At 68.5% G+C, this 25,257-nt stretch carries 27 protein-coding genes; 13 read left to right on the top strand and 14 right to left on the bottom strand.

Annotated elements, in window-relative coordinates:
- Positions 1–13: 13 nt before the first annotated feature.
- Together ACIQ0W_RS13820 and ACIQ0W_RS13815 are read right to left on the bottom strand one after the other, a co-directional pair.
- Complete coding sequence (locus ACIQ0W_RS13820; RefSeq protein WP_396643297.1) at positions 14–670, bottom strand: response regulator transcription factor; 657 nt, start codon at positions 668–670, stop codon at positions 14–16.
- Positions 670–2,196, bottom strand: coding sequence for a sensor histidine kinase (locus tag ACIQ0W_RS13815; protein ID WP_396643296.1), 1,527 nt, complete (start codon positions 2,194–2,196; stop codon positions 670–672). Before ACIQ0W_RS13815 ends, ACIQ0W_RS13820 begins: the two co-directional genes overlap by 1 nt.
- Before the next feature lie 89 nt (positions 2,197–2,285).
- Here ACIQ0W_RS13815 and ACIQ0W_RS13810 point away from each other — a divergent pair, with 89 nt between their 5' ends.
- The 3 genes from ACIQ0W_RS13810 (at position 2,286) to ACIQ0W_RS13800 (ending at position 4,653) form a co-directional block, all read left to right on the top strand.
- Complete coding sequence (locus ACIQ0W_RS13810; protein ID WP_396643295.1) at positions 2,286–3,419, top strand: hypothetical protein; 1,134 nt, start codon at positions 2,286–2,288, stop codon at positions 3,417–3,419.
- Positions 3,420–3,521: 102 nt separating this feature from the next.
- On the top strand, positions 3,522–3,938 hold the full coding sequence (locus tag ACIQ0W_RS13805) for a hypothetical protein (protein ID WP_396643294.1): 417 nt from the start codon (positions 3,522–3,524) through the stop codon (positions 3,936–3,938).
- A gap of 121 nt (positions 3,939–4,059) precedes the next feature.
- Entirely contained in the window at positions 4,060–4,653 is a 594-nt protein-coding gene (locus ACIQ0W_RS13800; protein ID WP_396643292.1) for a hypothetical protein, read from the top strand.
- Positions 4,654–4,660: 7 nt separating this feature from the next.
- On the opposite strand, the gene ACIQ0W_RS13795 is transcribed toward ACIQ0W_RS13800, so the two are convergent.
- A complete protein-coding gene (locus ACIQ0W_RS13795) occupies positions 4,661–6,751 on the bottom strand; it encodes an NAD(+) synthase (RefSeq protein WP_396643291.1) in 2,091 nt (696 codons plus the stop codon).
- Between the two features lie 31 nt (positions 6,752–6,782).
- Between ACIQ0W_RS13795 and ACIQ0W_RS13790 the strand changes: the two genes are divergently transcribed.
- Both ACIQ0W_RS13790 and ACIQ0W_RS13785 read left to right on the top strand, forming a co-directional pair.
- A complete protein-coding gene (locus tag ACIQ0W_RS13790; protein WP_396643289.1) occupies positions 6,783–8,258 on the top strand; it encodes an MFS transporter in 1,476 nt (491 codons plus the stop codon).
- 54 nt (positions 8,259–8,312) lie between these two features.
- Complete coding sequence (locus ACIQ0W_RS13785; protein WP_396643287.1) at positions 8,313–11,840, top strand: TM0106 family RecB-like putative nuclease; 3,528 nt, start codon at positions 8,313–8,315, stop codon at positions 11,838–11,840.
- On the opposite strand, the gene ACIQ0W_RS13780 is transcribed toward ACIQ0W_RS13785, so the two are convergent.
- Positions 11,776–12,336: a gluconokinase gene (locus tag ACIQ0W_RS13780; RefSeq protein WP_396643286.1), complete on the bottom strand. Its 561-nt coding sequence runs from the start codon at positions 12,334–12,336 to the stop codon at positions 11,776–11,778. The two genes, ACIQ0W_RS13785 and ACIQ0W_RS13780, sit on opposite strands and share 65 nt — an antisense overlap.
- A 93-nt stretch (positions 12,337–12,429) precedes the next feature.
- On the opposite strand from ACIQ0W_RS13780, the gene ACIQ0W_RS13775 reads away from it, so the two are divergent.
- Positions 12,430–12,804, top strand: coding sequence for a hypothetical protein (locus ACIQ0W_RS13775; RefSeq protein ID WP_036297406.1), 375 nt, complete (start codon positions 12,430–12,432; stop codon positions 12,802–12,804).
- Between the two features lie 13 nt (positions 12,805–12,817).
- On the opposite strand, the gene upp is transcribed toward ACIQ0W_RS13775, so the two are convergent.
- Positions 12,818–13,450 carry a uracil phosphoribosyltransferase gene (gene upp, locus ACIQ0W_RS13770; protein WP_396643285.1) on the bottom strand — a complete coding sequence of 211 codons (633 nt, stop codon included), beginning with the start codon at positions 13,448–13,450 and terminating at the stop codon, positions 12,818–12,820.
- Between the two features lie 32 nt (positions 13,451–13,482).
- On the opposite strand from upp, the gene ACIQ0W_RS13765 reads away from it, so the two are divergent.
- Entirely contained in the window at positions 13,483–13,962 is a 480-nt protein-coding gene (locus ACIQ0W_RS13765; protein ID WP_396643284.1) for a nucleoside deaminase, read from the top strand.
- On the opposite strand, the gene ACIQ0W_RS13760 is transcribed toward ACIQ0W_RS13765, so the two are convergent.
- The gene (locus tag ACIQ0W_RS13760; RefSeq protein ID WP_396643283.1) at positions 13,866–14,846 is read right to left on the bottom strand and encodes a cation diffusion facilitator family transporter; all 981 of its coding nucleotides are present in this window, start codon (positions 14,844–14,846) and stop codon (positions 13,866–13,868) included. The two genes, ACIQ0W_RS13765 and ACIQ0W_RS13760, sit on opposite strands and share 97 nt — an antisense overlap.
- Before the next feature lie 6 nt (positions 14,847–14,852).
- Positions 14,853–15,965 carry an alpha/beta hydrolase gene (locus tag ACIQ0W_RS13755; RefSeq protein WP_396643282.1) on the bottom strand — a complete coding sequence of 371 codons (1,113 nt, stop codon included), beginning with the start codon at positions 15,963–15,965 and terminating at the stop codon, positions 14,853–14,855.
- Between the two features lie 91 nt (positions 15,966–16,056).
- Between ACIQ0W_RS13755 and proC the strand changes: the two genes are divergently transcribed.
- Positions 16,057–16,914 (top strand): pyrroline-5-carboxylate reductase, encoded by an 858-nt coding sequence (gene proC, locus ACIQ0W_RS13750; protein ID WP_396643281.1) that lies wholly within the window; start codon positions 16,057–16,059, stop codon positions 16,912–16,914.
- 16 nt (positions 16,915–16,930) lie between these two features.
- Here proC and ACIQ0W_RS13745 read toward each other — a convergent pair whose 3' ends face one another.
- Both ACIQ0W_RS13745 and ACIQ0W_RS13740 read right to left on the bottom strand, forming a co-directional pair.
- The gene (locus ACIQ0W_RS13745; RefSeq protein ID WP_396643280.1) at positions 16,931–17,602 is read right to left on the bottom strand and encodes a potassium channel family protein; all 672 of its coding nucleotides are present in this window, start codon (positions 17,600–17,602) and stop codon (positions 16,931–16,933) included.
- On the bottom strand, positions 17,595–18,989 hold the full coding sequence (locus tag ACIQ0W_RS13740) for a TrkH family potassium uptake protein (protein WP_396643279.1): 1,395 nt from the start codon (positions 18,987–18,989) through the stop codon (positions 17,595–17,597). The genes ACIQ0W_RS13745 and ACIQ0W_RS13740 overlap by 8 nt, the downstream gene beginning before the upstream one ends.
- Before the next feature lie 172 nt (positions 18,990–19,161).
- Here ACIQ0W_RS13740 and ACIQ0W_RS13735 point away from each other — a divergent pair, with 172 nt between their 5' ends.
- The 5 genes from ACIQ0W_RS13735 (at position 19,162) to ACIQ0W_RS13715 (ending at position 20,908) form a co-directional block, all read left to right on the top strand.
- Entirely contained in the window at positions 19,162–19,572 is a 411-nt protein-coding gene (locus ACIQ0W_RS13735) for an ArsR/SmtB family transcription factor (protein ID WP_396643278.1), read from the top strand.
- Between the two features lie 123 nt (positions 19,573–19,695).
- Positions 19,696–19,905, top strand: a complete 210-nt coding sequence (locus ACIQ0W_RS13730) for a helix-turn-helix domain-containing protein (protein ID WP_396643277.1) — start codon at positions 19,696–19,698, stop codon at positions 19,903–19,905.
- A gap of 99 nt (positions 19,906–20,004) precedes the next feature.
- A complete protein-coding gene (locus tag ACIQ0W_RS13725) occupies positions 20,005–20,103 on the top strand; it encodes a 30S ribosomal protein bS22 (RefSeq protein ID WP_003792170.1) in 99 nt (32 codons plus the stop codon).
- A gap of 112 nt (positions 20,104–20,215) precedes the next feature.
- The gene (locus ACIQ0W_RS13720; protein ID WP_396643276.1) at positions 20,216–20,509 is read left to right on the top strand and encodes a rhodanese-like domain-containing protein; all 294 of its coding nucleotides are present in this window, start codon (positions 20,216–20,218) and stop codon (positions 20,507–20,509) included.
- A 90-nt stretch (positions 20,510–20,599) separates the two neighbouring features.
- Positions 20,600–20,908 carry a glutaredoxin family protein gene (locus ACIQ0W_RS13715; protein WP_396643275.1) on the top strand — a complete coding sequence of 103 codons (309 nt, stop codon included), beginning with the start codon at positions 20,600–20,602 and terminating at the stop codon, positions 20,906–20,908.
- Positions 20,909–20,911: 3 nt separating this feature from the next.
- On the opposite strand, the gene ACIQ0W_RS13710 is transcribed toward ACIQ0W_RS13715, so the two are convergent.
- The 5 genes from ACIQ0W_RS13710 to ACIQ0W_RS13690 all read right to left on the bottom strand — a co-directional run.
- Positions 20,912–22,018, bottom strand: coding sequence for an ABC transporter ATP-binding protein (locus ACIQ0W_RS13710; protein WP_396643274.1), 1,107 nt, complete (start codon positions 22,016–22,018; stop codon positions 20,912–20,914).
- Entirely contained in the window at positions 22,015–22,827 is an 813-nt protein-coding gene (locus ACIQ0W_RS13705) for an ABC transporter permease (RefSeq protein WP_396643273.1), read from the bottom strand. Before ACIQ0W_RS13705 ends, ACIQ0W_RS13710 begins: the two co-directional genes overlap by 4 nt.
- On the bottom strand, positions 22,824–23,771 hold the full coding sequence (locus ACIQ0W_RS13700; RefSeq protein WP_396643272.1) for an ABC transporter permease: 948 nt from the start codon (positions 23,769–23,771) through the stop codon (positions 22,824–22,826). Before ACIQ0W_RS13700 ends, ACIQ0W_RS13705 begins: the two co-directional genes overlap by 4 nt.
- A complete protein-coding gene (locus tag ACIQ0W_RS13695; RefSeq protein WP_396643271.1) occupies positions 23,768–24,916 on the bottom strand; it encodes an ABC transporter substrate-binding protein in 1,149 nt (382 codons plus the stop codon). Before ACIQ0W_RS13695 ends, ACIQ0W_RS13700 begins: the two co-directional genes overlap by 4 nt.
- Positions 24,917–25,069: 153 nt before the next feature.
- On the bottom strand, positions 25,070–25,257 hold a 188-nt coding region (locus ACIQ0W_RS13690; protein WP_396643270.1), incomplete at its 5' end, for an amino acid--tRNA ligase-related protein.

Below are 25,257 nucleotides of genomic sequence, written 5' to 3'. Positions count from 1 at the left end.
ATGAGGCCTGCGGCTAGATGAGGCGATAGCCGGCTCCCCGCACGGTCTCGATGCGGTGGGAGCCGAGCTTCTGGCGGAGGTATCCGACGTAGACGTCGGCGACGTTCGAACCCGGGTCGAAGTCGTACCCCCAAACCCGGCTGAGCAGTTGCTCACGGCTGAGGACCTGTCCGGCGTTCCGGATCAGCTCCTCAGCCAGGGCGAACTCGCGCGCGGACAGTTCGACCGCGCGTCCGTCGACGAGTGCACGCCGGGTCCGGATGTCGAGGGTGAGACCCTTGTGCGCCATCTCCAATACCACGGCCGGCTCATCCGTCCGCATTCGCAGTCTGATGCGCGCGAGAAGCTCGTCGAAGCGGAACGGTTTGCCGAGGTAGTCGTCGGCACCGCCCTCGAGACCCGCGATCGTGTCGTGCAGCTCGACGCGCGCGGTGAGCATGATGACGGGCAGGCGGGATCCCGATCCGCGCAATTGTTCGAGGACCTCGAAGCCGTCCATTCCGGGCAGGTTGACGTCCAGCACGAGCAGATCGAACTCGCCGGTGAGGGCCAGGCTCAGCGCCGAGGGCCCGGTCTTGGCGACGCTCGTGGCGAATCCGGCCGCGCGTAGTCCCTTGTCGATGAATCCCGAGATTCGTGCTTCATCGTCGGCGATCAGGATCGAAGGCATCAGGTGGTCTTCTCGGTTTCGACGGGGAACGGCAGGGGCGGTACCGGAGGTCGCGGAGGCACGCCCGAGGGGGCCGGACTCTGTTCCACCGGACGCCGGAGGGGTACCGAGACCACGAACAGCGCGCCGCCGCCCTCGGCGTCTTCGACCCGCGCCGAGCCTCCGTGGGCGCGGGCGATGACCTGCACGATGTTCAGTCCGAGACCGCTTCCGGAGGAGGCATCCCGCCCCTCTTCTCCGCGGTAGAAGCGCTCGAAGACTCTGTCGCGCTCACCGAGCGGAACCCCCGGGCCGTGGTCGCGAACGGTGAATTCGAGGTGGGGTCCGGCGAGCGCGCTGCCGATCACCACGGTGCCGTCACCGTGTGTGACGGCGTTCTGCGCCAGTTGCAGCAGGGCCTGTGTGATCCGGTCGGAGTCGAGCGCCGCGACGATGTCGACGTGCGTGCCCGCGCTCACCGACGCGCCCTCGATGCCCTCTGCTTTGCGCACCACCTGGTGTGTCAGGTCGGCGACATCGACCGGGCGCGGCGCGATCGGCGACGCGCCGTGCAACGAGGCCGAGCGGGCGAGGTCCTGAACGAGTTGGCCCATCCGGTCGAGCTCGTCCACCGCGAGAGCCTGGGTTTCGCGCACATCGGTCGGGTCGCTGGGGTCCATGACTTCGACGTACCCGCGGACGATCGTGATGGGGGTCTTCAGTTCGTGCCCGACATCGTGCAGCAGGCGGCGCTGCGAGTCCACCGCGTCGTCCAGACGATCGAGCATGGCGTTCATCGTGGCGGCGAGTTCGGAGACATCGTCCCGGCCCTGGATCGGCAGACGCTCCGAGAGTGAGTTGGCCGACACGCGGTCTGCCGTCTCGCGCATCTGGCGCAGCGGACGCAGGAGCCGTGTTGCGACCAGCCACGCGACTCCGGCGATGACGACGAGGGCGATCGCGCCGGCGATGAGGTAGACCTGCGCCGCGACGTTGATCTCGGCGAGTTCGGCCTCGACGTCGTACGCCATCGTGAAGAGAGCGGTCTCGGGCGCCGGGGAATCCGGCACCGTGATGGGGGCCGCGAGATAGCGCCAGACGCGGTCGCCGGCCACATACGTCCCGATCACGGGCTGGCCGTCGGCGCTTTGCTCGGTGACTTCGGCGACGAACCCGGGGGCGGCACTCAGGTCCACGTCAAGCGCCACACCGGGCGCGAGAGCCGGTTGGCCCTCGATCACTCCCAGGGCGCCGGTGTTGTCGTCCGGACTCATCCGCTGCACGACCGTGGTGAGCGCTTCGGTCGAAGAGGCCCAGGTGCCCGTCTCCGGATTCCCCTGCGAGATGAGGTAGCGGGCCGAGTCGAGGTTCGCGGCGAGCCGATCATCGATCTGCGCGATGATGCGCGCACGTTCGACCATGTACACGGCCGCGCCCACCGAGATCAGGCCGAGCGCGGCGACGATCGTGATGACCGCGATGATGCGTGTGCGGACAGAAAAGGTGGTTCGCTTCCGGCCTTTTTCTGCTGGGTCCGCCTCGTTCATGTTCTCAGTATGTCGGCGGACGCGAGGCGGCTGGACCGCCTAAGGAACGTCTCACGAAGCACCTTAGACGCGCGTGCTGGGATGGATGGATGACTCGATGCGATCCCGCCGCCGCCGAGACGGCGCTTCTGTGCGACGCGCTCGACATCGCGCCCGACCGCGTGAGCTTCATCCGCCGGGAGCCGCTCGGGCCGGGCTCGGTTGCCGCGTTCGCCGTGGCGGGTGCGCCGCTCGAGGGCGACTACTTCATCGACACCTCGGGCCTGGACGTCGCTGTCGAGACCGGCATGGCGCTGCCGGGAGTCGCGCGCATCTGGATGCATCCGGCCGATCCCCATCTTCCTGCCCTGGCGCCGACGGCCTACGGCGGCGCCGCGGGGGTCCTGCTCTCTCGCATCGGGTACGAGGCGACGGATGCGACCGCGATGGTCGCCTATCGTCCCGGCCGTCGGGCCGTGCTCACCGTTCCCACGCGTGAGGGAGTGGTGTGGCTGAAGGTTGTCCGCCCGTCGCGGGTGGAGCAGATCGTCGAGTCCCACACGTTGCTCGCGGCATCCGGCATTCCCGTCCCGGAGATCCTCGCCTGGTCGCCCGAGGGTCTGATCGCCCTCGCGTCGGCCGAGGGGGCCCCGGCGACGGAGGTCGGGTGGCATCCCGAAGCGCTGCTCGATGTGGCCGAAGAGGTGCAGAGTCGGTTTGCTCAGGTGCCGCTTCGGCGTACGGCGCGTACGGGCTTGGAGGATCGTCTGCCCTGGTACGCCGCCAAGCTCGAGGCCGTCGCGGCTCGGCCCGATGCGGTGCGTCTGGTCTCGGAGCAGACGGCTGCCGCGCTCGATGTCGGCCTGGGTGAGCCCCGGTCGATCCACGGTGATCTCCACCTCGGTCAGCTCTTCCTCTCGGGCGGGGGGTCGGAGGTGAGCCTCGCCGGCATCATCGACGTCGACACTGCCGGCCGCGGGTTCGCCGCCGACGACAGCGCCGCGTTCCTCAGCCACGCCATCGCGAGCGCAATCCTGACGGAGGCCGGCGGCGATGCCCCGCGTGCGTGGGCGCTCGCCGACGGTGCTCTCGTGCGGTGGGGCGACCGGCCCGGCGTCCGCGGGCGGGCGGCCGTACACCTGCTCGGTCACGCGCTCGCCGCCGCCGAGGGTGGCGAATCGCTGCGCAGCCAGCGGCTGCTGGGCCATGCTCACGATCTCGTAAGCGAATCGAAGAATACCTAAGACCGCCCTCATGTCCGGCTTCGAGGGCCCTTAGCGGGGCTTGCCAATCTGGAGATATCGAACAGAGCCCGTCCCCCCGGGTCACAGACGAAGGAGAGAAACATGGACACCAAGAAGAAGTGGATCACATTCGGCGCAATCGGCGTTGTGGGGCTCGGCATCCTCGCCGGAGGGGCTGCGGCCACCGCCGCGAGCATGGACCTGCGCTCCACCGACGGCACCGTTCTTCCCGGTGGCGCGATCACCGGCCGTGAGTCCGGCGTGCTCGACCGCTCGGGTGTGCAGATGAACGTGACCGACACCTCGGTCTCGGTCGTCTCGGTCGCCTCCGTCGTGACGCCGCCCTCGGTCCCGACGCCCGCCAGCGTCGCCTCCCCGATCACCCCGCCGCCCGCCCCCGCACCTGCTCCGGCCCCGGCGCAGCCCGCACCGGCGCCGGTCTACGACTCGCCCGCGAGCATCCCCAGCGCGGCATCCGCGGCCTCCGTCGCATCGGTTGCATCCGCAGGATCCAACTGACGCGAACCCGACGGAGTCCGCCGACGCGGGTACCGGGTCCCCAGCCCGGTACCCGCGTCGCTTTACGTGATCGGCCGGTGCGGGACATCCGCCCGCAACACGAGCGGACGTAGGCTGAGTCATGGCGCACTCAGACACCTCCCCTTTCTCGGGAGCCACCGGAACGGTCGTCGCAATCGTCGGTACCGAATCGGCCGGCGCGCTCGCCACTCTCGAGGGCATCCCGGGAGTCGAGACCCTGACTCTCCGCGATTCGGACCCGGCGACGGCCGCTCGCCGCATCTCGGCATGCAGCACCCCCTGGATCGTGCACGACGCCGACCCCCTCGAACACGTCGCCGCCGCGTGGGTGGAGCTCTACGAAGAACGCGCAACGCTCGGCACGCTCGAGGTCGAGGTCGAGACGGCGCTCGCCCACTTCGCGGGCGGGACCGCGCTGATGCCCGACTACTACATCGTGCTCGACCCGGACGCCGCTGACGGCACCTGGCGGCACTGGTGGTGCGGCGCCCTCGGATTCCGTGCCCCGCGTCGGGTCCTACCCGCGGCATCCCCGGCGACACCGGGTGACACCGCGCTCCGGCGGTTGCTCACGGCGCTGCCGACCTCGCGCCCCTGGCCCGAGCCCGTCACGTGGTTGCCCGGCCTGGCGTTCGAGATCCCCGACCGCGTGGGCCTGCGCGACCGGACACCCGACGCGGATTCTGCGGCCTGAGGACGGGTCAGTTCGAGCCGAGTTCGGGCAGGGCGTGGTGCAGCTCGTCCAGCCATGCCTGGGCGTTGCCGTCCGAGGGCGCCCGCCAGTCGCCGCGGGGTGAGAGTGAGCCCGCCGCCGAGACCTTCGGCCCGTTGGGCAGGGCGGAGCGCTTGAACTGCGCGAAAGCGAAATAGCGCTTCAGGAACACCTCGAGCCACCGCACGATCGTCGGCAGGTCGTACGAGACCCTCGCATCGTCGGGGAATCCCGGGGGCCAGCCCGCGGCTTCCGGGTCCGCCCACGCCTCGTGCGCGAGGAACGCGATCTTGGACGGCCGGAAGCCGTACCGCAACACGTGGAAGAGGGTGAAGTCGTGCAGCGCGTAGGGCCCGACGAGCGATTCGGTGGACTGCGTGGTGCCGTCCGCGTCCGCCGGCACGAGCTCGGGGCTGATCTCGGTGTCGAGCACCGACTGCAGGACGGCCGCCTCGGCGGCGTCGACGCCCTCGCCCGCGGCGATGACCCAGCGGATGATGTGCTGGATGAGCGTCTTCGGAACTCCGGTGTTGACCGCGTAGTGGCTCATCTGGTCGCCAACGCCGTACGTCGCCCACCCCAGAGCGAGCTCCGACAGGTCGGACGTGCCGATGACGATCCCGCCGTTCTGGTTGGCGAGGCGGAAGAGGTAGTCGGTGCGCAGGCCCGCCTGGACGTTCTCGAACGTCACGTCGTAGACCGGTTCGCCGTCGCCGAAGGGATGCCCGATATTCTCGAGCATCTCGTTGGCCGCGTCGCGGATGTCGATGGTCTCGATCGAGGCGCCGACGGCCTCGGCGAGGGCGATCGCGTTCGACTTCGTGTGGTCGCTCGTTGCGAAGCCGGGCATCGTGTACGCCAGGATGTCGGAGCGGGGACGACCCATCCGATCCATCGCGCGTGCCACCACGAGCAGCGCGTGCGTCGAATCGATGCCACCGCTGACGCCGATGACCGGCTTCGGGCCGCCGATCGCGGTCAGGCGCTGGACGAGTCCGGTGACCTGGATGTTGAAGGCTTCGTAGCAGTCCTGGGCCAGGCGCGCGGCGTCGTCGGGCACGAACGGGAAGCGGTCGATCGGACGCCGCAGGCCCGTCTCGCGCGCGGGGACGCCGAGAGTGAAGGGCACGGTGACGAACGAGCCCGTGCGTGCCGCGTGCGTCCGGCGGTTGTCGTCGAACGTGCCCTGTCGGGCTCGGTCCTGGCGGATCCGGTCGAGGTCGACATCCGCGACCGACCGGCGCGGACCATCCGGGAATCGTTCGGTCTCGGCGAGCAGACCGCCGAGCTCGTAGATCATGGTCTGTCCGTCCCAGGACAGGTCGTTGGTCGACTCGCCCTGGCCCGCCGCGGCGTAGACGTAGGCCGACAGGCAGCGGAACGACTGGGCGCGGCACAGGATGGCGCGCTCGTCGGCCCGGCCGATCGTGATGGGGCTGCCCGAGAGGTTGAGAAGGACGGTCGCCCCCGCGAGCGCGGCTTCCGACGAGGGCGGGATCGGAACCCACACGTCCTCGCATACCTCGGCGTGCAGCACGAGGCCGGGCACATCCTCCGCGGCGAAGAGCAGGTGCGGCCCGAAGGGCGCCTCCACGCCGCCGACCGAGATCCAGCGCGCCTCGCTGCCGTCCGCACTACTGCCGAGCTCGTCACCCGCGGCGTACCACCGGCGCTCGTAGAACTCGCGGTAGGTCGGCAGGTACGACTTCGGTACGACGCCGAGCAACTCGCCGGCGTGGATGACGACAGCGCAGTTGTAGACACGGTTGCGGTGCCGCAGGGGCGCGCCCACGACGAGCACGCTCATCAGATCGCGGGATGCGTCGACCAGGCGCGCGATAGCGGCCTCGGTCGCATCCAGCAGGGCATCCTGCAGCACGAGGTCTTCGATCGCGTAGCCGGTCAGGCAGAGCTCGGGGAAGACGGCGACCGCGACGGCATCGTCGTGGCATTCACGTGCCGTCCCGAGAACGGCCAGGGCGTTCGTGGCGGGGTCAGCGATGCGCACAGGGATCGTGCACGCTGCCACTCGTGCAAAACCGTGGCGATAGGCGTTGCGGAACGGAAGGCCGTCGGTCATCACCCCAGTTTGGCACCTTAGAGTTGTCGGGATGAGTACGGCACCTCCGGAAGAGCCTCCGCGCACGCAGGAGATACAACTCACCGACCGCCATCGCTGGCGTGCCTACTGGGTCTGCGTCGGCGTCGCCGCCCTCACGATCCTCGATCTGAGCAAGGTCAATGTGGCCCTGCCCTCGATCGAGAACGCGTTCAGTGCCGGATCGACCGAGCTGCAGCTCGTCGTCTCGGGCTATGTGCTGGCGTTCGGTCTGGCTCTCGTCCCCATGGGCCGTCTCGGGGATCAGCGCTCCCGCCGGGTCCTCTTCATCGTCGGGCTGTCGCTCTTCACCGTGACGAGCCTCGCCTGCGCCCTCGCGCAGGACGTGACCTTCCTGCTTGTCGCGCGTCTCATCCAGGGCGTCGCGGCCGGTATCCAGATGCCCCAGGTCTTGGGCTTGATCCAACAGCTGTTCCGTGGCGCGGAGCGCGGTAAGGCCTTCGGTCTGTTCGGGGCGAGCATCGGCATCGCGACGGCCTTCGGCCCCACGCTCGGCGGCTTGGCGATTGCGATCGGTGGACCGACCGACGGATGGCGCGGCATCTTCTGGATGAACGTTCCCCTCGCGCTCATCGCGATCGCGGCGGCGATCTGGCTGTTGCCCGCGACGCGGACGAAGTCCCGGCGCAAGCTCTCCCTCGATCCGATCGGCATCCTGCTGTTCGGTCTCGCGGTCATCTCGTTGCTGTGGCCGTTCCTGTTCACGACGGGTTCGCCGAGCGATGACCCGAACCGGTGGTGGCTGCTCGTGCCATCCGTCCTGTTCATCGGGGCGTTCATCGTCTGGGAGCGCGCGTACGAGGCTCGGGGCCACCAACCGCTCGTTCCCCTGGGTCTGTTCGGGGTCTCGTCGTACCGCAACGGAACGGTCCTGGCGACGGCCTACTTCGCCGCGCTTCCGGCGCTGTTCCTGCTCACGACGCTCTTTCTGCAGACCGGGGTCGGGCTCGAGCCGGTCTTTGCCGGCATGGTGACGATCGGGTTCGCGCTCGCGAGCGCGCTGACGTCGTGGTTCGGTGGGCTCTGGGTCAACCGCATCGGCCGCCCTCTCGTCGTGTGGGGTCTCGCGATCATGCTCGTGAGCACAGCGGGCCTCGTATTCACCGCGCTCTACGTCCCCTCGGGCGCGATCATCTGGGTCATGGCGGGCATCATGGTCGTTGCCGGTGCGGGCGGCGGACTCGTCGTCTCGCCCAACCAGACGCTCGCCCTCGCCAATATCCCGCCCAAGCGCGGGGGGCTCGCCGGGTCCGTCGGGCAGCTCGGACAGCGCATCGGAACATCGATCGGCACCGCGATCGCCCTCGCCTTCTTCTACGCGACGGTCTACAGCGAGACCGACACCGCACCGACCATCGTCGTGTACCACGACGCGTACGCGATCGGGATGGTCACGGTCGGTGTCGGGCTCGCGCTCGCCTTCGTGATCTCGCTCGTGGACCTGACGGCACGAGCCAAGTCGAAGTAGCTCGCCGGGCCGCTGTCCGAGCCCGCGGGTAGGGTCGCAGACGGAGAGGGTCCCGTGCGTTATATCGAGAACGAAGGCCGGCTGGTCACGAGCGCGAGCGATCTCAAAGCCGCGTCGGAATGCGAGTTCGCCTGGGTGCGGGCGATCGATGCGCGCCTGGGTCGCATCGCGCAGGTTGCCGAGCCCGAGGACCTCACGTTGGAGCGCGCGGCGCGTTTGGGCGATCGGCACGAGCAACGGGTGCTGGATGAATATCTGGCGGACGATACGGATGGCGTGGCCACCATCGAGCAGGTCTCGTCGGGCGATGCTCCGGCGCTGGCCGAATCCGTCCGACTCACGAACGCGGCGCTCGCCGACCCATCCGTGCGGATCATCTATCAGGCGGCATTCGCGACCCGTGACTTCGTGGGTTTCGCCGACTTCCTGGTTCGCGACGAGAGCGGACGCTGGCTCGTTCAAGACACCAAGCTCGCCCGCAGGGCGCGGGTCACCGCGCTCATGCAGCTCGCGGCATACGTCCAGCGCCTCGACGACCTGCGCGTCGAGCGTTCGGATCGGGTCGAGCTCTTGCTCGGCGACGGCACGACGAGTTCGCACCTCGTCGACGACATCCTGCCCGTCTACCATCTGCGCTACGCACGCCTGATCGAACTGATCGAGAGTCGTCGCATCGAGCTCGGCGCGGCGATGGGGCCGACGGAGTGGGGCGACGATCGGTACTTCGCATGCGGTCGCTGCGCGACCTGTCAGGTCGAGGTCGAAGCATCCCGCGACCTGCTGCTCGTTGCGGGCATGCGGCCGCTGCAGCGCACGAAACTGCGGGAGGCGGGAATCCGCACGCTAGACGACCTCTCGGTCGCACAGACGGCGCCCCCGAACATGAATGCGGACGTCTTCGCCCTCCTGCGGACTCAGGCTCAGTTGCAGCGTGCCTCCGAGATAGCCGTGGCCGACGCGCCCGATGCCGCCGTACCCGCGCCGGTGTATCGCGTTGTCGATCGAGCGGGACTCGCGGCGCTGCCCCCGGCCGACCCGGGCGACCTGTTCTTCGACTTCGAGGGCGACCCGCTCTACACCGAGGGGGCGGGGACGGGCACGGGCACGGAGTGGGGCATCGACTACCTGTTCGGCTGGGTCGACGAGAGTGAGACGTTCTCGCGCCTCTGGGCGCACTCGTTCGCGGAAGAACGCATCGCACTCCGGCGCTTCCTCGACTTCGTCGATGTGCATCGCGCGGCCCATCCCCACATGCACATCTACCACTACGCCCCCTATGAGCCCACGCATCTGCTGGCCATGGCAGCCCGCCATGGCGCGGGCGAGGCGCAGGTCGATCGCCTGCTTCGCGACGGGGTCTTCGTCGACCTCTACCCGATCGTGCGTCGCGCCCTGCGGGTCGGGTCGCGGTCGTACTCGATCAAGAAGCTCGAGCCGCTCTACATGGGAGCCGAGACGCGGCAGAGCGACGTGCAGCGGGGCGACGAGTCGATCGTCCGCTACGTCGAGGCGCGGATGCTGCAGGACGCGGGCGACGACGAGGGTGCCCGAGCGATCCTGGACGACATCGCCGACTACAACCGCTACGACTGCGTCTCGACGCGTCGCCTGCGCAACTGGTTGCGTGAGCGTGCGGACGAACTCGGGATCGTCGCAACCTCCGATCCCGAGCCCGATGCCGCCGGCTATGAACCCTCGCCGCGCGCCGTCGCGCTCACCGCGCTCGCCGAGTCGGCCGATGGCGAGGATGCCGCGGCTCTCCGCCTCGGATCGGCGGCGATCGACTACTACCCGCGCGAGGCGAAGAGCTTCTGGGCGACGCACTTCCTTCGCCTGCGCGAGCCCGTGTCGGTGTGGGAGCAGAGTCGCGATGTCGCGGTCCTGGATGCGTCGCGCTGTGAGGTCGTGGAGGACTGGCACCGTGCCGAGGGGCACCGGGTGGATCGACGCATCCTGCGCCTGCGCGGTGAACTCGCCCCCGGCACGCGCCTTTCGCCCGGGAGCGAGCCGTTCCTGCTCTACGAGCTGCCGGCGCCCTTCGTCTTCGAGGCCTCGCCGCGGTGGCTGCACGCCGATCACCGCGGCCGCGTGCTGGAAGAGCTGGAAGACGGCGCGATCATCGAGGAACGCGCCCGGGGCGGGTTCACCTGGGGTGAACTGCCCATCGCGATCACCCCGGGCGCGCCGCCGCGTGCCCTGTCGCAGCAGGTCGCGATCGACGGGTGGGCCGACGGCGTGATCGCCGCGAGCCCCAATTTCCCCGCCGATCCGGCGACCGACCTGTTGCGCCGACGTCCACCGCGCCTGAACGCGGGGCACCCGGTTCCCGCCGATCCGGCGGATCCCGTTCCCGCGATCGTCGCGACGCTGCGTGAGCTCGATCGCAGCTACCTCGCCATACAGGGGCCTCCGGGCACCGGGAAGACGTACGTCGGCTCGCACGTGATCGAGCGTCTTGTGCGCGAACACGCGTGGAAGGTCGGAGTCGTCGCGCAGTCGCACGCCGTCGTCGAGCACATGCTCGATCGAGTCATCGACGCGGGTGTACCCGCCGCGCGGGTCGGCAAGGCGCCGAAGGGTGATTCCGATCCGGTGCGGTTCACCCCGCTGCCCAAGAACGGCGTCGCGGCGTTCGCGGACGAGCACGCCCAGGCGGGTTTCGTCGTGGGCGGCACGGCGTGGGACTTCAGCCACGAGGGACGCTTCCCCCGCGGCTCGCTCGACCTGCTCGTGATCGATGAGGCCGGGCAGTTCTCCCTCGCCTCCACCATCGCGGTCTCGGTTGCGGCGCAACGCCTGTTGCTGCTCGGTGACCCGCAGCAGCTGCCGCAGGTCAGCCAGGGCACGCATCCCGAACCCGTCGACACGTCGGCGCTCGGATGGATCATGGATGGTTCCGCGGTGCTGCCCGATGCCTTCGGGTACTTCCTGCCCGAGAGTCGGCGGATGCATCCGCTCGTCGCCCTGCCCGTGTCGAACCTGTCGTATGCCGGCCGGCTGGCCTCGCACCCCTCCGCAGCGCTCCGGTCCCTCGACGGCGTCGACCCGGGCCTGCACCGTGTTCCCATCGAGCATCACGGCAACGCGACGGCGTCGGTCGAAGAGGCGGCTGCCGTCGTCGACCTCGTACGCGGGCTGATCGGCGCGTCGTTCACCGATCTTGCACGAGACGGCAGTGAACCCCGGTTCGCCGCCCCGCGGCCGCTCACGGCGGACGACATCATCATCGTCACGCCCTACAACGCACAGGCGGCGACAGTGCTGGCCGCCCTCGCGGCGGCGCAGCTGCCGCCCGTCCGCGTCGGAACGGTGGACAAGTTCCAGGGGCAGGAGGCCGCGGTGTCGATCGTTTCGCTCGCCGCGTCATCGGGACGGGACGCGCCCCGTGGGCTCGAGTTCTTGTTGCTCGCGAACCGTCTGAATGTCGCGATCTCGCGCGCCGAGGTCGCAGCGTTCCTCGTCTATTCGCCCGGCTTGCTCGACGATCTGCCGCACACCCCGGAGGGTGTGGCTCGGCTCAGTGGCTTCGCGCGGCTGGTGGAAGATCCAGGCGCTTCATCAGCCCGACCACGGCGGCCGTGACCAGATCGTCGACGGGCAGGCTCGCATCGACGGCGAAACCCTCCTCGTCCGCCTCGAGCGGTTCGAGCGTCGCGAGCTGAGAGGCGAGCAGGGAGGCGGGCATGAAGTGGCCCTGCCGTGCCCCGGCACGGATGGCGAGAACATCGGCGGGGGCGTCGAGGTGCACGAACACCGCTCCCGGCGCGGTCGTTCGGATGGCGTCGCGGTATCGCCGCGCGAGAGCGGAACAGGCGATGACCGCGCCCGAGGACTGCTCGGCGAGGGCGTTGCCGACGCGCCCGAGCCACGGTATCCGCAGGGCGTCGGTCAAGGGGACGCCGTCCGCCATGGAAGCGACCGCGGCCGCGTCGTGCAGGTCGTCCGCGTCGAGGAACGGGATGCCCAGGCGTTCGGCGAGGGCCGAGCCCACCGTCGACTTACCCACCGCCGAGACACCCATGACGACGATCCGCGCGGGTGCGGACTGCTCGGGCGGCGGCTCTGTCGGGGCGCTCATCCATCCACGTTATCGCGGGCCTGTGAGAGGTGCCCGCCACGCCGAAACGCGATGATCCTGCACCGAAGTGCGCGGATCCGCCACACTGATCGCATGAAGACCCGAATCCTGGCCCTTGCTGCCGCCGCTGTGTTCGCCTCGTTCGCCCTCGCGGGCTGCTCGTCCTCGGGGGATGACAGTGAAGTCATCGCCCCCGTCATCATGTCCGCCGAGGAGCTGCAGGGCGCGAGCGTCGAACTCCGCGTCGGCCAGGGCCTCGATATCACCACAGGCGACCTGGCGGAAGACAGCTACTCGGCCGAGATCGCGGACTCGTCGATCGTGAGCTTCTCGAAGGGTGGCGAGCGCGATGGCGCGACCTTCAACCCGGGGCTCATCGGCGAGGCGGTCGGCGAGACCGAGGTCACGCTCACGAACGAACAGGGCGGCATTCAGCCGGTCGAGTTCACCGTCACCGTCACGGAGTAGCAGGCAAGAGCGTTCAGACCGTTCCGTAGAGCCGATCGCCCGCGTCGCCGAGTCCCGGAACGATGTAGCCCTTTTCGTTGAGTCGCTCATCGAGCGCACCCAGTACGAGGGTCACATCGCGTCCGGCGACTTGACGCTCGATCGCCGCGACGCCCTCCGGGGCGCCCAGCAGGCAGATAGCGGTGACGTCCTGGGCGCCGCGATTGAACAGGAACTCGATGGCGGCGCCGAGCGACCCGCCGGTCGCGAGCATCGGGTCGAGCACGAAGCACTGGCGGTCGCTGAGATCGTCGGGCAGGCGCTCGGCGTAGGTCGAGGGCTCGAGCGTTTCTTCGTTGCGGACCATACCCAGAAAGCCGACCTCCGCCGTCGGCAGCAACGTGACCATGCCCTCGAGCATCCCGAGACCGGCCCGCAGGATCGGAACGACGAGCGGACGCGGGTCACCGATCCGCACACCCGTGGTCGTCGTGACCGGGGTCTGGATCTCGACCTCTTCGACCCGGACGGCGCGCGTCGCCTCGTAGGCGAGCAGCGTCACCAGCTCGGAGGTGAGTTGGCGGAACACCGGCGAGGGGGTGCGCTTGTCACGCAGCACCGTCAGCTTGTGGGTGATGAGGGGATGATCGGCGACATGCACACGCATAAGCACAGGCTACCGAGTCGTATGCTCGGGGCGTGACCGCTCACTCCACCGCTGATCGCTCGGCGATGGCCCGCGCGCTCGCGCTCGCGGCCGAGGCGGGCGCCGCGGGCGATGTCCCCGTGGGAGCGGTGGTGACGGATGCCGAGGGCGCCATCATCGCCGGGGGCCGCAACGAACGCGAGTTGATGAGTGACCCCACCGCACACGCCGAGGTGCTGGCTCTTCGTCGTGCGGCCGAGGTTCTGGGGTCGTGGAACCTCGAGGGACACACGCTCGTCGTGACGCTCGAACCCTGTCTGATGTGCGCGGGGGCGCTGTTGCAGGCCCGGATCTCGCGCGTCGTGTTCGGGTCGTGGGACGACAAGGCGGGCGCCGCGGGCTCGGTCTATGACGTCGTCCGCGATCGGCGGTTGCCCTACCGTGCTGAGGTCGTCGGGGGAGTGGCTGCCGAAGAATCCGCTGCGCTGCTCGGCGCGTTCTTCGAAACCCGCAGGATGTCCGGCTCGAGGTAGACGACGCGGGCGGCGGGAACCGCGGCCCGCACCCGTGCTTCGATCGCGTCGATCGTCGCGGCGACCTCACCGAGCGACTGATCGGCGGGAAAGGCGAGTTTCGCGGCGACCATCAACTCGTCGGGACCGAGGTAGAGGGTCTTCACGTGGATCACCGAGACAGCCGCTTCGCCGGACTCCAGAGCCCGCACGATCGCGGTGTGGTCGCCTTCGTTAGCACCTTCGCCGACCAGCAGGCTCTTGGTTTCGATCCCGAGGGTGATGGCCACGACGATCAGCAGCGTGCCGATCATCAGGGTGCCGAGTGCGTCGAACAGCGGGTCGCCCGTGATGGCGGTCAGACCCACGCCCAGCAGCGCGAACACGAGGCCGATGAGCGCGGCGACGTCCTCGAGCAACACGACGGGCAACTCGGGCGCTTTCGCGTGACGGATGAAGCTGATCCAGGACTCACCCTTGGCGCGCACCAGGTTGCTCTCGCGAACCGCGGTGCGGAGTGAGAACGACTCGAGCCCGATCGCGACGACCAGGACCACGAGCGGGATCCAGACGTTCGTGACCTCGTGTGGGTGGGTCAGCTTCTCGACGCCCTCATAGATCGAGAAAAGGCCACCGACGGAGAACAGGATGATCGACACGACGAACGCGTAGACGTATCGCTCGCGCCCGTAGCCGAACGGATGCTCCTGGTCGGCCTTCTTGCGCGCCTTCCGGCCGCCGAGCAACAGCAGGATCTGATTGCCCGAGTCCGCGAGGGAGTGGATACCCTCGGCGAGCATGGACGCCGAGCCGGAGAAGAACCACGCGATGAACTTCGCGAAGGCGATGCCCAGGTTTGCGAGGAATGCGGCGATGATCGCCTTTCCTCCGCCGGATGCACTCATCGCCGCTCAGTCCGCGGACTTCAGGATGATGGCCTCGGTGGGCGGGGCGGGGTTGGCCGGTTGATCCACGTAGCCGATCACGCGCAGCAGGGCGCGGCGCACTTCGGCGGGGCGTTCGAGGTGGGGGGTGTGCCCTACGCCCTCGAGGGCGATCTCGGTGACGCTGCCACCGTTGTCGGCGTAGCGGGAGAGGACGTCGCGCGTCTGCGAAACCATGGGCTGGGCCGGCGCGACCTCGGCGCCCGGCCACTCCGGGATGATGCCGGCCTCACCCAGGTAGCCCGCGTCGAAGAACGAGGTGTCGGAGACGACCGCGTCGTCCTCCCCGTGGATCCAGAGGATCGGCGGCTTGCGATCCAGATCGACGATGGTCGAAACGTCGAAGTAGCGCGGTGCCAGGGCATTCATGACACCGATCGCTCCGGGAGCGAAGCCGGGCCAGTTCTCGGACGCGACGGTGTCGCCGGGGTAATTGCCCGTTGCGGTCGATGTCGAGAGCATCGACTCGACCCACGTGTCCTCGTACTCGGTCGTGTAGCCCGGGGCGACATATGCGGCGCGGAAAACGCTCCGGGGCGAGGTGGGGGCATCGGTCGACATGTCGCCCGCGATCAATCGCTCGACGAAATCGGGGTTCGCAACCCCCGCGCCCGCTCCGGCGTCATCTTCCGTCAAGCGGGTGCCGTCGCGCCGCGTTCCCCCGAAGCCGAAGGGCGATACGGGGGATTCGAGCGTCAGGCTCAGCACCGGATGATCGAGCGCGTACTGCATGACGACCGCGGCGCCGAGGGCCCAGCCGACGAGGTGCGCCGGTGTCGCCTCGAGGAGCTCGAGGGTTGCGTGCAGGTCGTCGCTGAAGTCGCGCACGCCGCGGGTGGCGTCGACCGGGGCGTTCTCGGTCGCACCGAATCCGCGCAGGTCGACCGCGATGATCCGCAGATCGGACGGCAGGTCCTGCATCAGCTCCTGCCACATCAGGCTCGACGACACCTGTCCGTGTACGAAAACCAGGGTGCGCTCGGCGACGGTGGTCGCGTCGTCGCCCACGCGCTCGAGAACGTTCACCGTGAGTCTCGGGGTCTCGATCTGACGTGCGGTGATTCCGTCCAGGATCGGCATGATGTCCCTCTTCTCGGAGCCCTTACGCAGAGCCCTGACGAAGGGCGCCGCTACCTCGCCGATCCTAGTCCGCCCCTCGTAGGATGACCTGATGGTCGACCACGAAGAATCCGCCCGTTCGCTTCCGTCCGTCGCCATTCTCGGGGCCGGTTCGATGGGCGGTGCGATCCTCTCCGGACTGCTCGCCTCCGGTACGTTCATCGAGGGCGGCGTCACGGTGACGAACAGGTCGCGCGAGAAGGCCGGGGCTCTCGCGAAGCTGGAGGGCGTGACGTCGATCGCCCTCGCGGACGACGCCGATGGAAACCTGCGTGCAGTGCAGAACGCCGAGATCGTTCTGGTCGGGGTGAAGCCTGCGATGGTGCCCGCGCTGCTCGCGCAGATCGCTCCGGCGTTGCGTGCGGGTGCGGTTGTCGTGAGCCTGGCTGCGGGTGTCACGCTCGCGACCTTCGCCGAGGTGCTCGGCGAGAACGTCGCCGTGATCCGCTCGATGCCCAACACCCCGGCCGTGGTTCGCCAGGCCGTGACCGGTATCGCGTCCGGCCCGTCCGTCACGCCCGACCAGGTCGACGCCGTGCGGCGACTGTTCAAAACGGTGGGTGTCGTCGTCGAGGTGCCCGAGGACCAGATCGACGCCCTCGGCACGATCTCGGGGTCGGGTCCTGCCTATGTATTCCTGCTCATCGAAGAATTCACACGCGCGGCCATCGCCCGCGGCTTCGGCGAGAGCGAGGCGCGTCTGCTCGCCGAGCAGACGTTCGTGGGCGCCGGTGCGCTCCTGGCGGCGACCGGTGAGAACCCGGCCGAGCTGCGGCGACGGGTGACGAGCCCGGGCGGAACGACCGAGCGGGCGATCGCGGTGCTGCAGGATGCCGAGCTCGGTGCCGTCTTCACGCGAGCGACCGGCGCGGCTCTCGCGCGCTCTCGCGAACTGGCCGAGGGCGCCTGAGGCGAAAGAACCCGGCTCAGCGGTCGAGCGACGCGAAGCGCTCGATGTCGCTGTTGGTGCCCGAGACGATGATCAGGTCGTGGTTCGTCACGACCGTGTTGGCCTCCGCGTAGCGGAACGGCTTGCCGGGGCTCTTCACGCCCACGACCGTCACGTTGTATTTCGTCCGCACACCCGACTGGTTCAGGCCCACCCCGCGGATGAATCGGGGTGGGTACATCTTGGCGAGCACGAAGTCGTCGTCGAAGCGGATGAAGTCGAGCATCCGTCCGCTCACCAGGTGCGCGACACGCTCGCCCGCCTCGCGCTCGGGGTAGATGACGTGGTTCGCGCCGACGCGCGCGAGGATCTTGCCGTGCGACTGCGAGACCGCCTTCGCCCAGATCTGCGGGACCTTCAGGTCGACGAGGTTCGCCGTGATCAGCACGGATGCCTCGATGCTCGATCCGACCGCGACGACCGCGACCTGGAAGTCCGCCGCCCCGATCTGCGTGAGCGCATCGATGTTGCGGGCGTCCGCCTGCACCGTATGGGTGACCCGCTCGGACCACTTCTGCACGAGGTCGAGGCTCGCGTCGATCGCGAGCACCTCACGGTCGAGGCGGTCGAGCTCGCCCGCGCAGGCGGCTCCGAACCGGCCGAGGCCGATCACCAGGACGGGCGCGTCGCCGCGGATCTGCTCAACCAACGATGGGCCTTTCCACGGGGAGCGAGTACAACTGCGAGCGGGATGTCGCGGCCACGGCCGCGGCGAGAGTCACTGTACCAATGCGGCCCATGAAGATGGTGAGGGCCATGACGTAGGCGGCAGGATCGGGGAGGTTCTCCGTCAACCCCGTCGACAGGCCCACGGTCGCGAAACCTGAGATCACGTCGAACAGCACCTCGGCGATCGGGGCCTTCGTGATCTGCGCGATCGTGATCGTCGAGAGCGCCACGATCGTGGCCCCCCACGCGACGACCGACAGCGCGACCCTCTGCACGTCGCTCGGGATGCGTCGGCCGAACGCCTCGACCGAGACGCGCCCCTTGGCCTCGGACCAGACGGCCAGGGCGAGCACGGCGAGCGTCGTGACCTTGATGCCACCGGCGGTGGACGCGGAGCCGCCGCCGACGAACATGAGCATCGAGCCCACCACGAGAGACGAGCCGTTGAGCTCGCCGATGTCGACCACCGAGAACCCACCCGATCGGGTCATGGCCGAGAGGAAGAAGGCCTGGAAGACGGTGTCGCCCGCTTCCATCGAGCCGAAGGTGCCCGGGTTGTTGTACTCGAGTCCCAGGAAGACGACCGCGCCCGCCACGAAGAGCAGCATCGTCGTGATGAGCGTGAGTTTGACGTGCAGCGACCACTTCTTGACATGCCAGAAGTGCTTGGAGAGGGCATAGATGACGGGGAAGCCGATGCTGCCGAGGAAGACGCCCATCATCAGCACGGTCAGGACGAGGTAGTCGTCGGCGAACGGTGTCAGCCCGCCTGGGTTGGGGGTGAAACCCGTGTTCGTGAACGCCATTGCGGCATAGAACGGCGCCTCCCACAGGGCGTCGAGGGGAGCGACGTTCGCGAGCAGCAGCGCGGGGTAGAGCAGCGCGGCGATCACGGCTTCGATGACGAGCGTCGAGATCGCGACGGTGATCAACAGCTGCCCGACCTCGCCGAGACGGACGGTCTGGCCCTCGTTCACGGGACCGCCGTGCGCCCGCATCGGGTTGGTGTCGCTCGCCGCGATCAGCTTGGCGCGGAGCCCGAGGCGCTTGGAGATGATGAGGCCGAGGAGTGAGGCGAGCGTGAGCACGCCCATTCCGCCGATGTTGACCCCGAGGAAGATGATCGCCTTTCCGATCGGAGACCAGTAGGTGGCGATATCCACGACCGTCAGCCCGGTCACACAGATCGTCGAAACGGCGGTGAACAGGGCGTCGACGAGAGGCGCCTGTCGACCGCTCGCAGACGCGGCGGGAAGTGACAAGAGCGCCGTGAAGATCAGGATCAGAGATGCGAAGACGAGGATCGCGAAACGTGCGGGCGACGAGGTCGTGAAATCGCGCAGCAACTGCCCGATCGAGGCGAGCACCTGTCGGCCCGAGGGTCTCGTGGCCGAGCCGCTCGACTGCCGGCTCGACAGTTTACCCGACTGTTTGCTCGACTGTTTGCTCGACAATGGCCGCATCCTCGCCATGCAGCCGCCCCCTTCGTGCAGAACCTCCATCATGGTACTCGGGCCCTCGCGCGGCTAACCTATGGGGATGGCGGACATCTTCGACGTGATCGCGGACGGCACACGGCGGGAGATCCTGCAGATCCTGCTCTCTCGTTCTTCTTCGGGGGAGGGCGGCACGAGCGTCTCGCAGATCGTGAACGAACTCGGTGTGAGTCAGCCGACCGTGTCCAAGCATCTGAAGGTGCTGCGCGAAGCGGACCTCGTGACAGTGCGCGAGGAGGGGCAGCACCGCTACTACAGCCTGCAGAGCACCCCCCTCGAGACGGTCGATGATTGGCTCGTTCCCTTCTTCATCGACGAGGCGGACGGCGAGACGATCGTCCGGATCGGGTCGAGCGCGCTGCCCGAGCCCGCCGCGCAGGCGGCCGAGTTCGTGGGGCGCGCTGCCGCGTCCGCCAAGCACGCCGTGGCGTCTGCGTTCCGCCGCCGCCCCTGAGACGCGCGGGGCGCACGCACCACGGTTCCCACTCGTCCCACGAGTCACACGGGTTTACACGCGCCTCTCGCACCCCTAGAGTGTGCTGAGCGTTCGCGTTTGGGGAGAGAGTGGGGCGGTCACATGGCCGAATTGCCGGACATGCGGTTCTTGACCGTTGCCGAGGTTGCCGAGATCATGCGCGTCTCGAAGATGACGGTTTACCGTCTCGTTCACGCGGGTGAGCTTCCCGCCGTTCGCTTCGGCCGGTCGTATCGGGTTCCCGAGCAGGCCGTGACCGAGGCCCTCAGCCGTCCACTCGAGTCCGGCCGGCCCATCGCCGACGCCGGCTGACTGGTAGGCTATTCCGAAGGCTCTGCTCGCAGGGCCTGTTCCCGGGCCCTCCGCACGCATCGCGGACGGCGCCCACCCCTGACATAGTGAGGTCCTTCCGTGGGTTCTGTCATCAAGAAGCGCCGCAAGCGCATGGCGAAGAAGAAGCACCGCAAGCTGCTTCGTAAGACTCGCCACCAGCGCCGCAACAAGAAGTAAGCGGCTCGGGGACTTCGGTCCCCACACGCCGAGCGCCTGTCCCCTGGACGGGCGCTTCGTGTTTGTGCTCGGCAGCAGTCATCCGTCCATCTCGAGGCGAGGGGCCCCGTTCATGAAGTCGATAACCGTTCAGCAGCTGCACGAGCGGGGCGATGTCCCGCTGGTCGACGTGCGCGAGGAAGACGAATTCGCCGCGGGGCACGTTCCCGGTGCCGTGAACCTTCCCATGTCGAAGCTCGGCGACCTGCTCGACCAGCTGCCCGCAGAACCCTTCGACGTCATCTGCCAGGCCGGCGGGCGTTCGGCGCGCGTCGTCGAGGCGCTCGAGGCCCGTGGGTACGAGGCGACGAACGTCGAGGGTGGCACCGGCGAGTGGATCGCGGCGGGATACCCGACCGAGAAGTGATCATCGCGTTGAGCGAGACCTGATCAAAAGCTGATCCGAAGCTATCCACAGCGGCGCCGTGGCGTGAGAATCCGTGCTTAGGATGATTTCGTGCCCACAATCACCGTGATCGGCAAACCCGACTGCCACCTCTGCGATGTCGCAGAAGGGGTCGTCGAACGCGTTCTCGCCGATCTACCCGAGCGTGTCGCATCCCGCATCGAGGTGGTCGAGTCATCCATCGCGGACGATCCCGATCTCTATGCGAAGTGGTGGGAGAAGATCCCCGTGGTCCTCATCGACGGAGAGCTGCACGCGCATTGGCGAGTCGCGCCCGATCGCCTGCGCGAAGCTCTGCTGGACGCCGACGACAAGAGAGTCGCCGGCGCCCGTGCGGATGCCGAGGAAGTAACCCTCTAGCGATCAGTCGGCCACCGGCCGCACCACGACAGGCTCGGGTGCGACCGTCAGGCGCACCGCGTCGTCGTACGAGAGACGGTCGGCTGCCGAGTGCTGAACACGGACGAGTTCGCCGTCGGACGTCCGCACGAGGGTGCGACGGAAACTGCCGAGGAAGGTACTCTCCTGCACGTTGCCGTACGCGCCCGCATCGCCCGAGACCGCGAGTCGCACGTTCTCGGGCCGCAGGAAAACGTCGACGGCTCCGTCCACGACGGATCCCTGCACGGGGAGACGCTGGCCCCACAGTTCGACCTCGGTACCGCTGACGGTTCCGCGAACGGTACTCGAGAGCCCGACGAAAGCCGCCACATAGGGCGTGGCGGGGCGCAGATAGAGGTCTTCGGGGGTACCGACCTGCTCGATCCGGCCGGCGTTCATGACGGCGATCCGGTCGGAGACGGCCAGGGCCTCTTCCTGATCGTGCGTGACGAAAACCGTCGTGGTGCCGAGGCGCAGCTGGATGCGACGGATCTCGTCGCGCAACTGCACGCGCACCTTCGCGTCGAGCGCCGACAGGGGCTCGTCGAGCAGGAGAACGCGGGGTTCGGTGACGAGGGCGCGGGCGAGTGCCACGCGCTGCTGCTGACCACCGGAGAGCTGGTGCGTGTAGCGCTCGCCGAGGTGACCGAGGCCGACCAGATCGAGTGCGTCCATCGCGCGCGCCTCGGCGGGGACACGAGCGACCCCGCGGCGGCGCAGCCCGAACGCGACGTTCTCGCGGATCCGCAGGTGCGGGAAGAGCGAGTAGGCCTGGAACACCATGCCGATGTCGCGCTTGTTGGTCGGCACACGCGAGACGTCCCGATCCCCGAGCAGAACCGAGCCTTCGGTCGCGTTCTCGAGTCCCGCCAGAACGCGCAGGGCCGTCGTCTTGCCGCAGCCGGATGGGCCCAGAAGCGAAACGAACTCGCCGGGCTTGATGTCGAGGTCGACGCCGTGCAGCACGCGGGTGGTGCCGTAGTCCTTCACGACCCCGCGGAATTCGACGCGGGTCCCCTCGCCGGCGTCGGCGAGCAGTTGGTTGTCGGATGTGCGCGGTAGGGGGCGCGGGGCGGTGTTGTCGGTCACGATGAGGTCCTTCCCGTGCGGGCTTTACCCGCGCGGCCGATGAGGAGCAGGAGGAGGAAGGCGAACAGCAGCGCGAGGAGCGTGAAGATCGAGGCCGCGTAGGCATCGATGCGGTTCACGACGACGAGCGCGGTCTGCAGCACCTGTCGGTTCAGCAGCGAGGCGATGGTGAATTCGCCCAGCACGACGGCGACCGAGATGAGGGATGCGGCGAGCAACCCCTGGCGAAGGTTCGGCGCGAGCACGCGCAGCACGACCGTCGGCCACGAGGCACCGAGCGAGCGGGCCGCCTCGGCGAGGGTCTTCATGTCGACGGCGTCGATCGAGGCCTGGATCGAGCGATACGCGAACGGGAGCACGGTGATCCCGTAGGCGAATGCGAGGGTCCAGGCGCCCGTGCCGAGGGTTCGTCCGATCTGCAGGTAGATCGGGGTCAGGCCGACGACGAGCACGATCGCGGGGATCGAGATCGGCAGCAGCACACCGAACTCGAATGCCGGTCGCAGCTTCGGAAAGCGCAGGGAGACGAGGATCATCGTCGGGGCGAGAAGGAGCAGGACGATGAGGACCGTGACGACCGCGAGAATCAGCGAGTTGCCGAGTCCCGTCCAGATCGGCGCGTAGAGTCGCGCGTTCTCGGGGTCGAAGAGCGCTGTCCAGTTGGTCAGCGACAGCCCGCCGGTCGAGTTGTCGCGCAGCGTGTAGAGGAAGGTCGAGACGAGCGGCAGGGCGAAGGCGATGCCGACGACGACACCGATGACCCAGCGCGTCACGCGTGAGGGGGCGATCCCGCTCATCGTGCCGCTCATGACTGCCACCGTGCCGCGCGACCCTGCACCAGCGAGTAGAGCCACATGACGATTCCCACGATCACGATCATTCCGAGCGCCAACGCTCCGGCGAGGTTCTCGCGACCCAGCACGGTCTCGCTGGTGAGAGCGGTACGGATGCCGAGGGGTACGATCTGCGAACCCTGGCTGGCGAGGGCCGCGGCCGTCGCATACGACGAGAATGCGTTGGCGAACAGCAGCAGCAGGCTCGCGAGGAACGAGGGGGCGAGGACAGGGATGCCGATCGTCGTCCAGAAGCTCAGGCGCGTACCGCCGAGGGTGAGGTTCGCCTCGGCCCATTGCGGCTTCAGGGCCGAGAGGGCGGGCATGAACGTGATGACCATGAGCGGCACCTGGAAGTACACGTAGGGGAGGATCAGACCGGGCAGGGCATACAGCCATCCGCCGTCCGCCAGATTGACACCGGTCGCGTTCAGCACGAACTGGGTGATGACGCCCTGCGTGCCGATCGTCGCGATGAAGGCGAAGGCGAGCATGACGCCGCCGAACTGGGCGAGGACGCCGGATGCAGCATCCACCGTCGTCCGGACGCCGCTGGTTTCGTGGAGGCCGAGCATCGCGTAGCAGACGAGTGCTCCGAGCACGGCGCCGACCACGGCCGTGAGCAGCGACAGCCAGGTCGAGTTCCAGAACGTCTGCAGGATGACGGGGTCGCCGAGGGCGGCCAGGTTGTCGAACGTGAAGGCGCCGTCCGAGTCGAAGAGGCCCGAGCCGATCGCGAGCACGGTCGGCAGGGCGAGGAAGATCAGGACGTAGACGGCGAACGGCGTGAGGCCGAGCCAGGCCCAGCTGCCGACGACCCGCCGCCGGGCCGGAGCGTGAGGCTCCGACCCGGCGGCGTTCTTCGACAGCTCGGCGTCCGGAAGCCCCGCGGGGCTCGCGATCGCTTCGAGGGAGGTCACTGGACCGCCGCAGCCCACTTCTCGCCGAGCAGCGTGCCCGCGTTGGTGCTCTGCTCTTCGGTCGGAACGACCGTGTCGGCGGGTGCCTCGGGCAGCGCATCGGCGAGTTCCTGGTCGATCGTTCCGGCCTGGATCATGGCCTCCATCCGGACGGGGCGTGCGCCACCCTTCAGCCACAGGTTCTGGACCTCGTCGCTGTAGAGGAACTCCTGCCAGAGGCGCGCGGCCGCCGGGTTCGGGGCATCCTTGTTGATCGCCTGGTTGTAGTACCCGGCGTATCCCGTTCCGGGGAAGATCACGACCTCCCAGGCGGGGTTGTCGGCCACGTGCGAGGCGTTCAGGTAGTCCCAGTCGAACACGACCGGGGTCTCGCCGTTCGCGATCGTCGCGGTCGTGACGTCGAGCTTGAGCATGTTGCCCGCGGCGTTCAGCTCGGAGAAGAAATCGATGCCCGGCTGGAAGTCATCCAGCGTGCCGTCGTTCTGCACCGTCGCGAGGCCCACGGCGGCGAAGGCCGCGCCCGCTTGCGTCGGGTCGCCGTTGATGGCGACCGAGCCCTTGTAGTCGGCACCCAGCAGGTCGCCGATCTCTTCGGGAGCGTCGAACTTGGAGGAGTCGTAGCCGACCGACATGTACCCGCCGTAGTCGCCGACGAACAGGCCCGTCGACTCCTTGAGCGCGTCGGGGATGTCGTCCCACGTCTCGACCATGTACGGGGCGAACACGTCGGTGTTCTGCAACGCGACGGTCAGGCCGATGTCGAAGACGTCGGGGGCGGTGTCGAGGCCCTTGTTCGTCTCGGCAGCCGTGATCTCTTCGGCGCTCGAGACATCCGGCGACTGCTCGTTGATCGTGATCTCGGGGTACTTCTCGGCGAACAGGTCGAGGATCTCGCCGTAGTTCGCCCAGTCGCGGGGGAGGGCGATGACGTTGAGCTGGCCCTCGGCGATGGCGGCCGCCTCGAGCTCTTCCATCGAGCCGAAGTCGGACAGACTGGTCGCCGTGGCCGCGTCGACGCCGGTTTCTCCGTCGGTCGTGCCCTCGGCCGCGCCACCGGCGCAGGACGACAGCAGCAGGGCGGCGCTCAGGGCAGCGGTTCCTGCGATCAGCACGCGGCGGAGGCGCCGCGGGGAGATTGATGACATGCGTGTGTGTTCCTCTCGGTGTTCCCGGGCGCTCGGGTAGGGCGCCGAATCGGGGTGACGGAGGAACGCTAGGGACAGCCGGTTACGACGGGAGCGGTCCCGGGTGAACGGCGGGTGAGGATTATGTGGCCGGTCGGCGCCGAGCGCTGTCGGTTACGGCGCGAGGCGCGTCGGGCCGCGGAAGAGGTAGGTGACCTCGCGGATCGACGACTCGCCGAGCAGCAGCATGAGCACGCGCGCGAGGCCCATGCCGAACCCGCCGTGCGGCGGGGCGCCGAAGCGGAAGAAGTCGAGGTAGAAGTCGAGGTGCTCGGGGTCGAGACCCTTCTCCTTGGCCTGCT

It is taken from the genome of Microbacterium sp. (assembly GCF_044340635.1).
Lineage (GTDB): Bacteria > Actinomycetota > Actinomycetes > Actinomycetales > Microbacteriaceae > Microbacterium.
Note: the sequence above shows the minus strand (reverse complement) of the source record. Positions and strands in the feature narration are given on the sequence as shown.

Excerpts from the sequence above, each read along its gene's own strand:
- ACIQ0W_RS13820 (WP_396643297.1), bottom strand. The coding sequence starts at position 670 with ATGCCTTCGATCCTGATCGCCGACGATGAAGCACGAATCTCGGGATTC.
- ACIQ0W_RS13815 (WP_396643296.1), bottom strand. The coding sequence starts at position 2,196 with ATGAACGAGGCGGACCCAGCAGAAAAAGGCCGGAAGCGAACCACCTTT.
- ACIQ0W_RS13810 (WP_396643295.1), top strand. The coding sequence starts at position 2,286 with ATGACTCGATGCGATCCCGCCGCCGCCGAGACGGCGCTTCTGTGCGAC.
- ACIQ0W_RS13805 (WP_396643294.1), top strand. The coding sequence starts at position 3,522 with ATGGACACCAAGAAGAAGTGGATCACATTCGGCGCAATCGGCGTTGTG.
- ACIQ0W_RS13800 (WP_396643292.1), top strand. The coding sequence starts at position 4,060 with ATGGCGCACTCAGACACCTCCCCTTTCTCGGGAGCCACCGGAACGGTC.
- ACIQ0W_RS13795 (WP_396643291.1), bottom strand. The coding sequence starts at position 6,751 with ATGACCGACGGCCTTCCGTTCCGCAACGCCTATCGCCACGGTTTTGCA.
- ACIQ0W_RS13790 (WP_396643289.1), top strand. The coding sequence starts at position 6,783 with ATGAGTACGGCACCTCCGGAAGAGCCTCCGCGCACGCAGGAGATACAA.
- ACIQ0W_RS13780 (WP_396643286.1), bottom strand. The coding sequence starts at position 12,336 with ATGAGCGCCCCGACAGAGCCGCCGCCCGAGCAGTCCGCACCCGCGCGG.
- ACIQ0W_RS13775 (WP_036297406.1), top strand. The coding sequence starts at position 12,430 with ATGAAGACCCGAATCCTGGCCCTTGCTGCCGCCGCTGTGTTCGCCTCG.
- upp (WP_396643285.1), bottom strand. The coding sequence starts at position 13,450 with ATGCGTGTGCATGTCGCCGATCATCCCCTCATCACCCACAAGCTGACG.
- ACIQ0W_RS13760 (WP_396643283.1), bottom strand. The coding sequence starts at position 14,846 with ATGAGTGCATCCGGCGGAGGAAAGGCGATCATCGCCGCATTCCTCGCA.
- ACIQ0W_RS13755 (WP_396643282.1), bottom strand. The coding sequence starts at position 15,965 with ATGCCGATCCTGGACGGAATCACCGCACGTCAGATCGAGACCCCGAGA.
- proC (WP_396643281.1), top strand. The coding sequence starts at position 16,057 with ATGGTCGACCACGAAGAATCCGCCCGTTCGCTTCCGTCCGTCGCCATT.
- ACIQ0W_RS13735 (WP_396643278.1), top strand. The coding sequence starts at position 19,162 with ATGGCGGACATCTTCGACGTGATCGCGGACGGCACACGGCGGGAGATC.
- ACIQ0W_RS13730 (WP_396643277.1), top strand. The coding sequence starts at position 19,696 with ATGGCCGAATTGCCGGACATGCGGTTCTTGACCGTTGCCGAGGTTGCC.
- ACIQ0W_RS13720 (WP_396643276.1), top strand. The coding sequence starts at position 20,216 with ATGAAGTCGATAACCGTTCAGCAGCTGCACGAGCGGGGCGATGTCCCG.
- ACIQ0W_RS13705 (WP_396643273.1), bottom strand. The coding sequence starts at position 22,827 with ATGAGCGGCACGATGAGCGGGATCGCCCCCTCACGCGTGACGCGCTGG.
- ACIQ0W_RS13695 (WP_396643271.1), bottom strand. The coding sequence starts at position 24,916 with ATGTCATCAATCTCCCCGCGGCGCCTCCGCCGCGTGCTGATCGCAGGA.